This window comes from Streptomyces sp. NPDC026515 (assembly GCF_055567595.1).
Map to the genome: position 1 here is coordinate 371,873 of NZ_JBVHQD010000004.1, position 15,200 is coordinate 387,072.

At 72.3% G+C, this 15,200-nt stretch carries 10 protein-coding genes; 9 read left to right on the forward strand and 1 reads right to left on the reverse strand.

Translation table 11 applies throughout. From position 1 onward, the window contains the following. Nucleotides 1–9 precede the first annotated feature (9 nt). On the reverse strand, nucleotides 10–4,080 hold the full coding sequence (locus ACZ4O3_RS10165; protein ID WP_467721851.1) for a discoidin domain-containing protein: 4,071 nt from the start codon (nucleotides 4,078–4,080) through the stop codon (nucleotides 10–12). A 281-nt stretch (nucleotides 4,081–4,361) separates the two neighbouring features. On the opposite strand from ACZ4O3_RS10165, the gene ACZ4O3_RS10170 reads away from it, so the two are divergent. The 9 genes from ACZ4O3_RS10170 to ACZ4O3_RS10210 are packed head-to-tail and all read left to right on the forward strand — an operon-like array spanning nucleotide 4,362 to nucleotide 15,166. Further along, the gene (locus ACZ4O3_RS10170) at nucleotides 4,362–6,485 is read left to right on the forward strand and encodes a DUF8189 domain-containing protein (RefSeq protein WP_467721852.1); all 2,124 of its coding nucleotides are present in this window, start codon (nucleotides 4,362–4,364) and stop codon (nucleotides 6,483–6,485) included. 14 nt (nucleotides 6,486–6,499) lie between these two features. Next, complete coding sequence (locus ACZ4O3_RS10175) at nucleotides 6,500–7,789, forward strand: ABC transporter substrate-binding protein (RefSeq protein WP_467721853.1); 1,290 nt, start codon at nucleotides 6,500–6,502, stop codon at nucleotides 7,787–7,789. A gap of 1 nt (nucleotide 7,790) precedes the next feature. After that, nucleotides 7,791–8,729, forward strand: coding sequence for a carbohydrate ABC transporter permease (locus tag ACZ4O3_RS10180; RefSeq protein ID WP_467721854.1), 939 nt, complete (start codon nucleotides 7,791–7,793; stop codon nucleotides 8,727–8,729). Then, complete coding sequence (locus ACZ4O3_RS10185; RefSeq protein ID WP_362731221.1) at nucleotides 8,729–9,577, forward strand: carbohydrate ABC transporter permease; 849 nt, start codon at nucleotides 8,729–8,731, stop codon at nucleotides 9,575–9,577. Before ACZ4O3_RS10180 ends, ACZ4O3_RS10185 begins: the two co-directional genes overlap by 1 nt. Then, on the forward strand, nucleotides 9,574–11,655 hold the full coding sequence (locus ACZ4O3_RS10190) for an alpha-galactosidase (protein WP_467721855.1): 2,082 nt from the start codon (nucleotides 9,574–9,576) through the stop codon (nucleotides 11,653–11,655). Before ACZ4O3_RS10185 ends, ACZ4O3_RS10190 begins: the two co-directional genes overlap by 4 nt. 8 nt (nucleotides 11,656–11,663) lie before the next feature. After that, nucleotides 11,664–12,437: an SDR family NAD(P)-dependent oxidoreductase gene (locus ACZ4O3_RS10195; protein WP_362729616.1), complete on the forward strand. Its 774-nt coding sequence runs from the start codon at nucleotides 11,664–11,666 to the stop codon at nucleotides 12,435–12,437. Nucleotides 12,438–12,477: 40 nt separating this feature from the next. After that, entirely contained in the window at nucleotides 12,478–13,218 is a 741-nt protein-coding gene (locus ACZ4O3_RS10200; RefSeq protein ID WP_362729614.1) for a FadR/GntR family transcriptional regulator, read from the forward strand. Beyond that, nucleotides 13,215–14,360 (forward strand): galactonate dehydratase, encoded by a 1,146-nt coding sequence (gene dgoD / locus ACZ4O3_RS10205; RefSeq protein WP_467721856.1) that lies wholly within the window; start codon nucleotides 13,215–13,217, stop codon nucleotides 14,358–14,360. Before ACZ4O3_RS10200 ends, dgoD begins: the two co-directional genes overlap by 4 nt. Continuing rightward, entirely contained in the window at nucleotides 14,360–15,166 is an 807-nt protein-coding gene (locus ACZ4O3_RS10210; protein ID WP_467721857.1) for a hypothetical protein, read from the forward strand. The genes dgoD and ACZ4O3_RS10210 overlap by 1 nt, the downstream gene beginning before the upstream one ends. Nucleotides 15,167–15,200: the final 34 nt, after the last annotated feature.

Below are 15,200 nucleotides of genomic sequence, written 5' to 3' on the forward strand. Positions count from 1 at the left end.
CCCCGGCGGCTACCGCGCCGTGGACCGGGGCACGTTGTGCCCCTCGACCTGCACGCTCGGCCGTGCGACCACCGTGTCGGCCGGCCAGGAGGCGGTGACGGTCCGTGCCTCGCCGGGCAGCAGCCACAGGTAGTTGTCGCTGTAGAGCGTGGGCAGGACGCGCTGTCCCGTGCGGGCGTCGCGCAGCGAGACGCGGAGCATGGCCGCGACGGACGAACCGCGGTTGGTCACCCGGGCGGTCACCGTGTGCCGCTGTGTGCTCGGGTCACGGTCCGTGCCGGTGACGTCGACCGAGACCCGTGTCGCGGGCATCTCGTTCATGGCCCGCATGGCCTCGGGGGTGCGGTACCTCCAGTAGGTGTTCTCCGACAGCAGCGTGTCCCGCGCGTCCGTGAGGCGCAGTCGCAGCAGATGGAGGTCCGGCAGCCCGTCCTCGCTCGCGGTGAACGCGGTCGTGGCGGCGGACGACGCGATGTCGACGCCCGCGCGGCGCTCCGCGGCGACCTGGCGGCCGGACAGGTCGTACCGGCGTGCCACGACCGTGGCACCGCGGATCGGCCGCGCGGTGTGGTTGACGGCGATCACCCTGCCGTCGACGGGACTCGCCTGCACATGGACGGGTTCGGCTGCCTTGCGGGCACCGTAGTAGGCGCCGTTGACGTCGAAGTCGTAGTCGTACGTCTGCCACACCGTGCTGTACCAGGCGGGATGCGACATCCACAGCATCAGTCCGCTCGCGTCCTCCCAGAGCCGGTCGTTCCAGGCCTCGAACATGGCGCGGAAGTTCTCGTAGTTGACGAACTGAGCCTTGCGGCAGAAGTCGTCCAGATCCGTCGCCGTACCCAGCCGTGACTCGATGGCGGCCCGGTAGTTCTGCGGGGCCTGGTTCCCCCTGGTGCTCCAGTCGTGGTAGTACCAGGCGCCCCCGACGGGCCACTCCGGCTCGTCGCCGACCAGGTGGCGCATCGTCTCCGCGGTGGACACGGCCGGCATGCCGATCTCCGTGTGGAACCCGAAGGTCCCGCCGCCGTAGGTCGCGGCGGAGTAGTAGCGCTCCGGCTCGACCCAGCCGTAGGGCCCGCCGCCGGAGACGATCCCCCCGGCCGAGTTGTTCTGGTAGAGGACGGCCGGTGCCTCCGCCTGGACCGCTGCCCGCATGCCGTCGTCCACCGGGCCGGGCGGGTTGCCCTCGTTGGCTCCGCACCACACGGCCACGCTGGGGTGGATGCGGTAGCGCCGTACGGTGTCCTGGGCCACGTCGAGGAAGAGCTGGTGGTCCGGCGGGTCCATGCCCCAGGCGTTGGGGAAGTCGTTCCACACGAGCAGACCGTGCTCGTCGCAGCTGGCGTAGAACTCCTCGCGGTCGGAGCAGCCCACCCAGTTGCGGATCATGGTGAAGTTCATGTCGCGGTGCATCCGCACCGCCGCGTCCATGCGCGTGGCCGGCATCCGCCGCAACAACTCGTCCCAGCCCCAGTTGCCGCCGCGGCAGAACACCCGGACGCCGTTGACGCTGATCTTCAGCGGCACGGTGGAGTTGTCGACGGACTCGGCGTCCACCCAGTCGGAGCCGTTGTCGGAGACCTGGATCGTGTACGTCTTCGCGTAGGCCTGCTCCCACAGCAGCAGCACCCGGTCGAACCGCACCCGCGAGCCCAGGTCGACCTGGATCCACTGGTCGTCCTCGTACGCCGAGGACCACCGGGTGTCCGGATTTCCGTCCACCGCCTGGGCGGCATGGGTCCCGTCGCTCTCGGAGGACGCGGTGGCCTCCTTGCGCAGGGCCAGGTCGGTGCCCGCAGAGGCGCTGTCCACGACGGACAGGCTCCACAGCGACGAGCCCCAACTGGTCGCCCGGGTACGGCAGAACACCCGCACGTACCGGGCCGTCGCCGCGGTCAGCTCGACGGTCTGCAGGCTCGCCGCGCCGGACGTCCGGAACGGCAGCGGGACCGCCGTGTTGTCGACGTCGCGCACATCGGTCCACTCCGTGCCGTCGGCGGAGGCCTGGACGGTGTACGTCGCCGCGTAAGCCCGCTCCCAGGTGACGACGACGCGGTCGAACGCGACCTGGGACCCGAGGTCGACCTGGATCCACTGGCCGTCCTCGAAGGCGGAGGACCAACGGGTGTCCGAGTCCCCGTCGGTGGCGTTGCCCGGCCCGTTCCCGGGGTCGTCGACGGAGGACGCGGTGGCGTCCTTGTGCAGGGCCAGGTCGTTCGCCGGCACGGAGCTGTCGAGCACCGACAGGCTCCACATGGACGAGCCCCAGTCCGTCGCGCGGGTGCGGCACAGGACGCGCACGTACCTGGCCGTGTGCCGGGTGAAGTCCACGGTCTGGGCGTAGGCGTCGCTGCCCGTCTGGAAGGTCAGCGGCACCTCGTACGCGTAGCCGAACTGACGTATCCCGAAGCGGGTGGTGCGCCGGTCGCTCTCGGTGCCGTCCAGGGAGGCGGTCAGCGTGAGCCCGTGCAGGGCCGGCTCGCCGTAGCCGTTGGGCCACCACAGCTCCGGGTCCTTCAGGCGCAGCCGCGGATACTCGGCCGGGGTGAAGACGACGTCCGTGCTCTCGCCGGCGGGCACGGTGACCGTCCGCGTCACCCGCACCGTCCCGAAGGCCGCCGCGACGGTGATCCGCGCGGCGTCGGTGCCGGCGTTGCGCACCGGGACGAGGACGGTCAGTTCCGCCGTGCCGGTGTCGGGCAGGTCGGGCAGCACGGTGTCCACCCGGGGGTCGCCGAGTACCGCCGCGCCGGTGGAGCGCAGCCGTACGTGGTTCCAGATGCCGGCCGCCCGGTCCCGTACCGCGGGCATCCAGTCCCAGCCCGAAGAGGCGAGGTAGGTCGGCGAGTTGCGGTTCATCATGTTCGCGCCCGCGTCCACGAACGCCAGCCCCGCCGGGCCCTTGTCCGCGGGGCTGCCGGGGAACGGCATCGGGGCGATCCGGACCGCGAGGGCCTGCTCGCCGTCGCCGAGCAGCCGGGTGACGTCGTAGGCGGCACGGGCGAAGGGGGAGGTGAAGTCGCCGACCCGGGTGCCGTTGAGCCAGACCTCGGCCTTGTGGTTGACCCCGTCGAACTCCAGCCAGACATGGCGTCCCGAGCCGGTGCGCAGGCTCTCGGGGAGCCGGAACTCGCGGCGGTACCACCAGGAGTGCCGGGACAGCGCCTCCGGGACGTGGAGGTTGCCGAAGCCGGCCACCGGGTCGGGCAGCCGTCCCTGCTCCACCAGCGAGCCCAGCACGGTGCCGGGGACCGTGGCCGGCAGCCAGCGGCTGGTGTCGACCGACGGCCCGGACAGGGAGGCACCGTCCCCGCCCGCCCGGTCATCCATCGTCAGGACCCAGCCGGACTCCAGGGGAACCGTGCCGTCCGCGTCGGCCCGCAGCGGTTCGGGGGTGTGGTGCCGGGTCTCCCAGTCCGTCCAGCCGGTCACCTCGGGGCGCGCGGTGCGGCAGGTGCCGTACACCTGGAGGCCGTTGAGGCCCAGGGGGTTGCTGTTGGAACGCTTGTGGACCGTCATGCGGACCCAACGCGCGGTGGCGGGCTCGGGCAGCGCGATCTCCATGACCCCGCCGGTGCCGGACTCGGTGCGGTACACCGTGGTCCAGGACCGGTGGTCGGTGGAGGTCTCGACGACGAAGCCGACCGCGCAACTCGACAGGATCTCCTGCCCGGTGGTGTTGTCCCGGGGGCTGCCGCTCGGCGAGTCGGTGAACGGCGGGTCGTCCGCGGTCGCCTCGAAGACGAGCCGGAGCGACTCCACCCGGCACTGCGCCTGGAGGTCGACGGAGATCCACTGCGGATCCCCGGCCGCGGCCCGCCATCCGGTGCCCCGGACGCCGACGGTGTCGAGACCGTCCACGGCGAACTCCGCGGGGGTGGGCGCGTAGTCGGTGGAGGACACCGACACCGGCCGGTAGGCGGCGAGTTCGCCCCGAGAGACACCCGGATGCGGCTGTCCGGATACCGCCGTGGCGGCGGAGGCGAGCGGGCCCACACCGAGCCCGAAGCCGGCCAGCAACGTGGTGCCGGCGGACAGAACGGCACGGCGGGAGGGCGAGGCTGACTGATCCGACATGGACGAGCGCTCCGATCGGGGGAGTTCGAAGAACGGCACAGCCGGGAAGACCAGGTGATGACAACGTTGCCATCGACCATGACAACGTTGCCGAACACTGCCCCCCCGCGCTGACCCTGTCAAGGTTCCGCGTTCGCCCCCACCTCGCTTCTATTAAATTAGTAATTAATCTTGACAGTGTTTCGGCCACACGCCACAGTCATCGCCGTGACGTCGTCGGCCTCTGCCGCGGAGCGGCCCGCGTCCTTGTTCTCCTGCTTCCCAATCCCCGGGAGAGGCACGTGACTTTGCACCCGCCCGTACCACCCAGATCCAGGCACCACCGGTTCACCCGGCCCGCCCTCGCGACCGCGATCGCGGCCGTCCTGGCCGCCACCATGGCCCCCGACGCCGTCGCCCGGACGGCCGTCGACCAGGGCGCACCCGGCTTCTACGACAGCGGCCTCGCGCCGACTCCCTACATGGGATGGAACACCTACTACGGACTGGGCGCGCCCACCGAGAAGGAGGTGCGCTCCGTCGCCGACCGGCTGGTCAGCAGCGGTCTGCGCGACAGCGGATACGACATCGTGTGGCTGGACGGCGGCTGGCAGGCCGACAACCCCCGCGACGCACAGGGGCACCTGGTCGCCAACCCGGACCGCTTCCCGTCCGGCATCCCGGCCCTCGTCTCCTACCTGCACAAGCGCGGTCTGCGGGCCGGCATCTACACCGACGGCGGCACCTACGACGGCGGCAAGAGCTGCGGCCTCGGCAGCCGCGGGTACTACGACCAGGACGCACGGCAGTTCGCGAACTGGAAGATCGACGCCATCAAGGTGGACTTCCTCTGCGGCATCGGCGCGAAGCTCGATCCGGGCCCCGCCTACAAGGAGTTCAGCGACGCGGTCGCCAAGTCCGGCCGCAGGATGCTGCTGAACCTCTGCAACCCGCTCACCGACGACTGGGGCCTGCCGCACACCCCCGAGCAGGACGCCCACAACACCTACGTCTACGCCCCGGCCATCGCCGACTCCTGGCGCACCGGCACCGACATCGCCTGGGGCACCCCGAGCCCCGGCGAGTGGCCCAACATCCTGCGCAACATGGACGCCAACGCCTGGCACCCCGAGGCGCAGGGCCCCGGCCACTACAACGACCCGGACTACCTCATCCCCATGCGGAAGATGACCGACGGGTCGTACGAGCTGACGCAGGAGGAGTCCACCAGCCAGTTCGTGATGTGGGCCGAGATGGGCTCGCCGCTGGTGCTGGGATCCGACCCGCGGACGCTGTCGGACTCGATGCTCGCGACCCTGCGCAACCCGGAGATCATCGCCGTGGACCAGGACCCCCTCGCCGTCCAGGGCGTGCGGGTCGCCACCGACTCGGCCGGAGACGTCTACAGCAAGGTGCTCCAGGGGCGCGGACAGCGCGCGGTCGTCCTGCTCAACCGGTCCGACCAGCCCGCCCAGCGCACCGTCCAGTTCTCGGACACCGGCCTCGGCGGACCGGTGCGCGTGCGCGACCTGCGGGCGCGTACCGACCGGGGCACGCACACCGGCTCGTACACCGTCGAGGTGCCCGCACACGGCACCGCGTTCCTGAAGCTCACCGGCGCCGACGCGCTGCCGGGCACCGACCTCGGGGTCACGGCCACGGCGAGCCCGGCCGTCGCGAGCGGTGGCGCCGCCTTCTTCCGCGGACCGCACGGCTCGCTCGTCGAGAAGGCGGACGGCAGGGCGCGCGACCTCGGTGGCCCGGTCCGCGGCGGGATCCTCGGCCAGCCCGCGGTGTACGCCTCCGCCGGCGGCCGGATCGACGTCTTCGTACGCGGCGACGACTCCCGCGCCTACCGGCGGATCTACGCCGACGGCCGCTGGGGCCACTGGCAGTCCCTGGGCGGGCAGTTGGCCGACGCGCCGTCCGTCGCCTTCACCGACCCCGCGCACTGGACGCTGCTGGCGACCGGCGCCGACGGCACCGTCGTCCAGCGCGGCCCGGCGTCCGGCTGGTCCTCGCTCGGCGCGCCCGGCGACCGGCAGGTGTACGGCCGCCCCTCCGCCGCCGTCGACGCGCAGGGGCGCGTCCACGTCGCCGTACGCGGCGCCGCCGACGACGTGTGGACACGGAGCCGGGACACCGCGGGGGAGTGGTCCGGCTGGACGTCCCTCGGCGGGACCGTCAGCGGCAGCCCGACCCTGGTCGCCGTCGGCGACACGGTGCTGCTGTACGCCCGGGCGGCCGACTACACGCTGTGGCAGCAGCGGTACGCCGACGGCGCCTGGCAGGGCTGGAGCAAACGGCAGGAGTTCCCGAGCGCCGCGTTCGACGGTGCGCTCGGCGCGGTCGCCGGCCCGGAAGGCGCCGTCGACGCGGTGTTCCGCGGCGTCGACGGCCACGTGTACCGCACCCGAATCAAGTGACTGAGGAAACGACCATGACCGACCAACAGCCCAGCCGACGCCGGTTCCTCGCCGGACTCGGGGCCGCCGGGACAGCGGCCCTGCTCAGCGGCTGCGTCACCGACAGCTCCTCCGCCAAGGGCTCCTCGAAGGGCGCGGTGACCCTCCAGTCCAACCTGTCCGCCCCGCAGGCCAAGTCCGCGATGGAGGACCTGGTCGCGGCGTACGCGAAGAAGGGGTCCGGCAAGGCGAGTCTCAACACGGTCGCGGCCGAGACCTTCCGCACCCAGCTGCCGACCTACCTCACCTCGGCCAACCCGCCCGACGTGTACACCTGGTACCCCGGCTCGGTCGCGGACGCCTACGCGAAGAAGAACCTGCTGCTCGACCTCGACGAGGTGTGGGCCTCCTCGCCCGACCTCAAGCGCTACTCCAAGGCGCTGAACACGCTCTGCACGGCGAGCTCCGGCAAGAAGGTCTTCGTGCCCAACACCTACTACTGGTGGGGCATGTTCTACCGGAAGTCCCAGTTCGCCAAGTGGGGTGTGAGCGAGCCCACCAGCTGGGACGGCTTCCTCGACCTGTGCGACAAGCTCAAGAGCAAGGGCATCGCCCCGATCGGGCTCGGCGCCGGCGGCAACACGCCGTGGGTGGCGTCCGCCTGGTTCGACTACCTCGACATCCGGATCAACGGCGCCCAGTACCACCGCGAACTCCTCGCGGGCAAGCACCGGTTCGACGACCCCGAGGTGCGCAAGGTCTTCGACCGCTGGCAGGAGGTGCTGCCGTACTTCGACCCGAACGGCACCGCCCTGGCCTTCCAGGACGCGACGACCGCCCTGCTCGGCGGCAAGACCGGCATGATGCTCATCGGCACCTTCTTCGCCGACTCGGCGCCCAAGAACGCCATCGACGACATCGACTTCTTCCGCTTCCCGGTCATCGACTCCAAGGTCCCGCTCGCCGAGGAGGCGCCCGTCGACGGCTACTTCGCCAGCGCCCGCACCGGACGCGGCGACCAGGTCCGCGACCTGATGAGCTACCTCGCCACGGCCGAGGCCCAGGAGATCTACATCAAGGGCTCCTCCGGCACCGTGCTGCCCTGCAACCCGGACGCCAAGGACGCCGGCACCGCACTGGTGAAGAAGGGCCGCGCGCACGTCGACGCGGCCGCCGAGATCACCCAGTTCTTCAACCGGGACTCCAGCGACGCCCTCCAGCCCACCGCGGACACCGCGCTCACCAAGTTCTTCGCCAAACCCAAGTCGATCGGGAGCATCCTGACCGACTGGCAGCGGGACGCCGAGAAGATCTGGAACGCCTGAGATGGCTGTCCTGACCGCTCCTGACCAAAAGTCCCCGGCCCGCCCGCCCGCCCGAACGCGGCGGGCGGGCCGGGGGCCCCGGCACACCCCGCCCCTGGTCCTCGCCTTCGTCCTGGTGCCGCTCCTGGCCGAGGCCGTGTGGGTGTTCTGGCCCGCCGTGCAGGGCTTCTACCTCGCCCTGACGAAGTGGGACGGCGTCTCCCCGCCGCAGTTCGTCGGCCTCGACAACTTCCGGGAGATGGCCCACGACGACGTCTTCCGCAGCGCGGCCGGCCACACCGTGCTGTGGCTGGTCCTGTTCGGCGGGCTGTCCGCCGTGCTGGGCCTGGCCGCGGCGCTGTTCCTCCAGCAGGAGCGGCGCGGGATCGGCTTCTACCGGGCCGCGCTGTTCCTGCCGGTGGTCTTCTCCCTGGTCGCCACCGCCCTCGTCTGGCAGGCGATCTACCAACCCGACGGCGTGCTCAACCAGTTGCTGCAGGGCGTGGGCCTCGGCAGCCTCCGGCACGCCTGGCTCGCCGACCAGGACACCGCCCTGTACGCGGTGATCGTGCCCGCGCTGTGGCGGCAGATCGGCTACGTCATGGTCCTGTACCTGGCCGGCCTCAAGGGCATCGACCCGGCGCTCTACGAGGCCGCCAAGGTCGACGGCGCGAGCGCGCTGCAGCGCTTCCGGCACGTGACCCTGCCCCAACTGCGCAGTGTCAACGCGGTCGTGCTGTCCGTCATCGTGATCGACTCGCTGCGCTCCTTCGACGTCGTCTGGTCACTGACCCGCGGCGGCCCCTACCACTCGTCCGAACTGCTGAGCACCTACATGTACTCGACCGCCTTCCAGTCGCTGCGCCTCGGCTACGGCTCCGCCCTGGCCGTCGTCATCTTCGTCCTCGCCTTCGGGGTCATCGCCTCCTATCTGGTCCGCGCGTTCCGGGAGGCCGACTGATGTCCGCCGACTCGACCGCACTGCGCCGCAGGCGGGCCGCCACCGCCGGATTCCACCTGGGCGCCGGTGCGCTGGCCGTGCTGTGGCTGCTGCCCATCCTCCTGGTCGTGGTCACCAGCCTGCGTACCTTCGACGACATCGCCGGCCACGGACTGGGCAGTTGGCCGCACTCCTTCACCCTCGGCAACTTCCGGCAGGCCTGGACCGACGGCGGCCAGCAGCGCGCGCTGATCAACAGCCTGCTGGTGACCGTCCCCAGCGTCCTGGTGACCCTCGCCCTCGCCGCGATGGCCGCGTTCGCCCTCAGCCGCTACGAACTCCCCTTCCGGCGCTCGCTGCTGCTCCTGATGCTCGGCGGCAACCTGCTGCCCCCGCAGATCCTGCTCATCCCGGTGTCCAAGCTGAGCGAGCTGATGGGCGTCTACGACACCCTGCCCGCGCTCATCGGCGTGCAGATCGGCTTCGGCGTCGGCTTCTACGTCTTCGTCCTGCACGGGTTCATGCGGTCCATCCCCGTCGAGATCCAGCAGGCGGCGGTGGTGGACGGTGCCGGGCCGTGGCAGATCTTCTGGCGGATCATCCTCCCGCTGACCCGCCCCGCCCTGGCGGCCCTCAGCGCGCTGTCCTTCACCTGGATCTTCAACGACCTGCTCTGGGCGATCACCGTCCTGCGCAGCGACTCCAAGATGCCTATCACCGCCGCCCTCATCGGACTCCAGGGCCAGTACGTGTCCATGTGGAACGTGATCGCCGCCGGCTCGGTCATCGCCGCCGCGCCCACGGTCGCAGTGTTCCTCCGCTTCCAGCGCCACTTCGTTGCCGGACTCAACCTCGGAGCGGTCAAGTGACGTACACCCGCTGGACCCTGCGCACGGAGCACACCTCCTACACCGTCCGTCTCTCCCCGGACGGCCCCTGGGCCGAGCTCGACGCCTGGGGCCCGCTCGGCGTCGAGGACGGGCCCTCCGCCCTCGACTGGTCCCACCGCACCCACTTCATCACGCCCGCCGACGCCGCCCCGGCCGAGTATCTGCCGTACGGGCTGCGTCCGTTCACCGGCTCCGAGCTGATCGCCGGCGACGAGCGGGGCGTGTGGTGGGAGTTCGACGGCGCGGAGCAGGCGGAGGGCGGGCTGCGGCTGGCCTTCACCGACGAGAAGACCGGGTTGCGCACGGTCCTGTGCTACGAGACCGTGCCGGGCACCGATGTGATCCTGCGCTGGACCGAGTTCACCGCCGCCGGGGAACTCCGCCTGGAACGCCTCGACTCGGCCGCCGTGAACATCCCGGTGACCGGTGCGGCCCGGCTGACCTACCTCGCCGGGCAGTGGTCGCAGGAGTTCCAGCTCACCCATCTCGACCTGGAACGCGGCACGTTCACCATCGGCAGCCTCCAGGGCGCGCCGGGACACGCCTACGCGCCCTGGCTGGCCGTGCGCAGCGACGGGGACGCGGCGTACGGCATCGCCCTGGAATGGTCCGGCAACTGGCACATCACGGCGGAGGCCGAACCCGGCGGCGCCGTACGGGTCCGCGCCGGCCGGGTCCCGCACGAGGGCGCCGTCCTGCTGGCCGCGGGGGAGACCCTCAGCACCCCGCGCCTCGCCTGCGCGTTCAGCCCGGACGGCCTCGACGGCCTGTCCCGGGTCTGGCACCGCTACGAACGCCGGCTCACCGGGGAGCGGCTGCACCGGCCGCGCAAGGTGCTCTACAACTCCTGGGAGGCGACCGGCTTCGACGTCGACGCGGCCGGGCAGCTGGAGCTTGCCAAGGCGGCCGCGGACATCGGGGCCGAACTGTTCGTCGTGGACGACGGCTGGTTCACCGGCCGCGCCGACGACACCGGCGGACTCGGCGACTGGTACCCGGACCCTCAGGCGTTCCCGGAGGGCTTCGACCGGTTCGTGGCGGAGGTCCGCGCCCTCGGCCTGGACTTCGGGCTGTGGGTCGAGCCGGAGGCGGTCAGCCCCGGCAGCCGGCTGTACGCCGAACACCCCGAGTGGGTGTACCGCGTCGACGGCCGCCCCTCCCGGCTGGTCCGTAACCAGCTCCTCCTGGACCTCGGCCGCACCGACGTCCAGGAGTTCGTCATCGCGACCCTGGACCGGCTGCTCGGCACCTACGACATCGGCTACCTCAAGTGGGACATGAACCGCCCGCCCACCGAGCGCGGCCGGCCAGGCGCCGGCCCCGTGGACCTGGACGCCGAGCATGTCGCCGGATACCTGCGCGTCCTCGACCACCTGCGCACCGCCCACCCGGACGTCACCGTCGAGGGCTGCGCCGGCGGCGGCGGCCGGATCGAGCACGCCACCGTCGCCCGCACCGACGTCGTCTGGCCCAGCGACAACACCGCACCCATGGACCGGCTGCGCATCCAGCACGGCTTCCTGCACGCGCACGCCCCGCACGTGATGAGCTCCTGGGTCACCGACGCCCCCGGAATCCTCGACCCGCGGCCGCGCAGCCTCGCCTTCCGCTTCGTCAACGCCCTGTGCGGGGTCCTGGGCATCGGCGCCGACCTGCGCGTCTGGACCCCCGCTGAGCAGGCCGAGGCCGCCCGGTGGATCGCCCGCTACAAGGAGGTCCGGGACGTCGTCCACCTCGGCGAGGCCCGGCTGCTGGGCACCCCGGACGACACCAGCTGCGGAGTGCAGTACGACCACGGGGACCGTACCGTCGTCGCCGCGTTCTCCACCGGCCGCCTCGACGGCGCCCCGCTGCTGACCGGCCGCCCCGACCGGCTCCGGCTGCGCGGCCTGGACCCGGCGGCCCGCTACCGGGACACGGCGACCGGAACGACGTACGGCGGAGCCCATCTGCTCCACCACGGCCTGCCGTTCGCCTGGAGCCCCGACCACGATGCGGACCTGGTGGTACTGACCCGCCGGCAGGCCGCATATGTTTCCAGCAAGCTCACCCTCTAAGGAGCCCGATGGACCAGTCCGTACGACGGTACGGTGCCCGCTTCACCGGCCGTACCGCCGTGGTGACCGGTGCCGCCTCCGGCATCGGAGCCGCCACCGCCGAACGCCTCGCCCGGGAGGAGGCCGCCGTCGTCCTCGTCGACATCGCGGACGAACGCGGGCAGGCCGTGGTGGACGGCATCACCAAGGACGGCGGCCGGGCCTGTTACGTGCACGCCGACGTCGCCGCCGAGGACGACTGGACCCGGATCGTCACCGCCGCCCATGCCTACGGCCCGGTCGACGTGCTCGTCAGCAACGCCTACACCGTCGACGTCCTACCGGCGCACGAGATGCCGGCCGAGTCCTGGCAGCGGCAGCTCGCCGTCAACCTCACCGCGAGCTTCCTCGGCTTCAAGGCGGTCCTCGCCGACCTGCGGGCCCGCCGCGGGGCCGTGGTGCTCACCTCGTCGGTGCACGCCCACGCCGGCATCCCCGGACACCCCGCCTACGCGGCGTCCAAGGGCGCCCTGCTCTCCCTGAGCGGGCAGCTCGCCGTCGAGTACGGGCCCGAGGTACGCGTCAACACGGTGCTCCCCGGGCCGGTGCTGACCGGTGCCTGGGACCGGGTGCCGCCCGAGGAGCGGGAGCGCAGCGTCGCGCAGACCGCCGCCCGCCGGTTCGGCGCGCCCGAGGAGGTGGCCGCTGCGATCGCGTTCCTGTGCGCCGACGAGGCCTCCTTCGTCACCGGGGCCAGGCTGGTCGTGGACGGCGGCTGGAGTGTCGTGAAGGACTCGGTGTGAGCGCCGCCGAACCACGTCGTGAACAGAAAGGCTGTACGACATGACGCCCTACGCCCGCCGCGGTGTGCACGGCCAGACCGTGGAGGCCCTGGCGCGCCGCATCCTGGGCGGCGAGATCCCGGAAGGGGCCACCCTCGACCTGGTGGCGCTGCAGCGCGAACTCGACGTCAGCCTCACCGCCCTGCGCGAGTCCCTCAAGGTGCTCGCCGCCAAGGGGATGGTCGACGCCCGTCAGAAGCGCGGCACCTTCGTGCGCGCCCGGGCGGACTGGAACCTGCTCGACGCCGACGTACTGCGCTGGCAGTTCGAGGGCGCCGGTACCGCCGACGCCGACCGGTCGCTGCTGCACAACCTCGCCGAGGTCCGGGCGATCATCGAACCGGCCGCCGTCCGGCTCGCCGCCGAGCGCCGCACCGACGCCGACCTGCTGGCCCTGGAGGCGGCCCTGGACGCCATGGGACGGCACGACGACGCCGACCCGGGCCACGCGGTCGACGCCGACCTCGCCTTCCACCGGGCACTGCTCGCCGCCACCCACAACGAACTTCTCGAACGCATGGAGATGGTGATCGAGTCGGGGCTCGCCCACCGCGACCGCCTCGTGCACAGCTCCCCGCACAGCGAGCCCCCCGTCCCCGCCCACCGCGCCGTCCTGGACGCCGTCCGTGACGGCGACCCCGGGGCCGCCGAGCGCGCCATGCGTGCCCTGCTCGACCAGGCGGGCCGCGACCTCGCCCGGCTCGACGGCACCGACGAACCGAAAGGCAACGGCGGCCAGTGAAGATCGAACGAATAGAGACCTTCCTCGTCCCGCCACGCTGGCTGTTCTGCCGTGTCGAGACCGACGAGGGGGTCGTGGGCTGGGGCGAACCCGTCGTCGAGGGCCGCGCCGAGGTGGTGCGCGCAGCCGTCGAGGTCCTCGCCGAGTACCTGGTGGGGCAGGACCCGCTGCGGATCCAGGACCACTGGCAGGTGCTCACCAAGGGCGGCTTCTACCGGGGCGGCCCCGTCCTGTCCAGCGCCGTCGCCGGACTCGACCAGGCGCTGTGGGACATCGCCGGCAAGACCTACGGCGCGCCCGTGCACGCGTTGCTCGGTGGCCCGGTACGCGAACGGGTCCGGGTGTACGCCTGGGTCGGCGGCGACGAACCCGCCGAACTCACCGAACAGGTCACCGCCCAGGTGGAGGCGGGCTTCACCGCCGTGAAGATGAACGCGGCCGGGGCCACCTCGCCCATCACCACGGCGGCGGAGACCGCGGCCGTGGTCGCCCGGGTGGCGGCCGCCCGCGACGTCCTCGGCCCCGACCGCGATGTCGCCGTCGACTTCCACGGCCGTTTCACCGCCGCCGGCGCCCGCCGGGTCCTGAGCGAACTCGCCGCGCTGCACCCGCTGTTCGTCGAGGAGCCCGTCGTCCCCGAGCAGGGCCACCTGCTGCCCGGCCTGGTCACGGCGAGCCCGGTACCGCTGGCCACCGGTGAACGCCTGTACTCGCGGGCCGAGTTCCTGCCCGTCCTCGCCGCCGGTGTCGCGGTGGCCCAGCCGGACCTGTCCCACGCGGGCGGCATCTCCGAGGTGCACCGCATCGCCTCGCTCGCCGAGACCTACGGCGCGCAGCTCGCCCCGCACTGCCCGCTCGGGCCCATCGCGCTCGCGGCGAGTCTCCAGGTCGCCTTCGCCACGCCGAACTTCCTGATCCAGGAGCAGAGCCGGGGCATCCACTACAACAAGGAGGCCGATCTCCTGTCCTACCTGGTCGACACCGAACCCTTCCGGTTCGTCGACGGGCACGCCCGGCGCGGCGACGCCCCGGGGCTCGGCATCACCGTCGACGAGGCGGCCGTCCGTGCCGCCGACCGGGCCGGCCACCAGTGGCGCAACCCGGTGTGGCGGCACCCCGACGGCTCCTTCGCGGAGTGGTGATGGACGTCCTGACCGACCTCGCGCACGGCGGCCGCTGGACCTCACTGCGCCACGGTGGCCGCGAGTGGCTGTGGCGGCGGGGCGACACCGGACGCGACGGCGTGGCACCCGGCGACGCGTTCGTGGACGCCGGAGGACTGGAGGAGTGCGTCCCCACCGTGCGCGGCACCCCCGATCACGGGGACGCCTGGTCCCGGGCCTGGACCCGGGAGGGGGACGCCGAGCGGGTCCGCTGCGAACGCTTCACCCTGACGCGCAGGCTGAGCGGCACGGCCGACGGCGTCCAGGCCGACTACGTGCTGACGGCCGAACCGGGCTTCCGTTTCCTGTGGGCCGCGCACGCCCTGCTGGACCTCTCCGAGGAGGCCGTGGTCAAGGCCCGGGACACGGCGCCGACCCGGCTGTTCCCGGAGGCGGCACCGCTGCTGAACCGGCCCTGGCCGGACGGCGCCCGCTGGCTGGAGGACGGCTGGCCGGCACCGCTCGGGCTGCGGCTCGACCGGTTCGGGCCGGACGACGGGACGGCGGCCGGGGCCGTGCTGGCCGACGGCCGGTGCTGTGTGCACGACGACGGGGACCGGCTCTCCTTCACCGTCGAGGCGGACGGTCAGCCGGTCTCGGTCGCCCTGTGGCGCAACCTCGGCGGCTTCCCGGCGGGCCGGCCCTACCGCAGCACCGGCGTGGAACCCATGCTCGGCCGGGTCTTCGACCTCGCCGACGCGGGCCCGGACGACGCGGCGCGGGTCGGCGCCTCCGGCGAGGTCCACTGGCGCCTCACGGTACGAGCCGCCTGCCGCTGCCCCTGAAAACCCCCGAGCCGTGGACGGTGACCGGTACCCC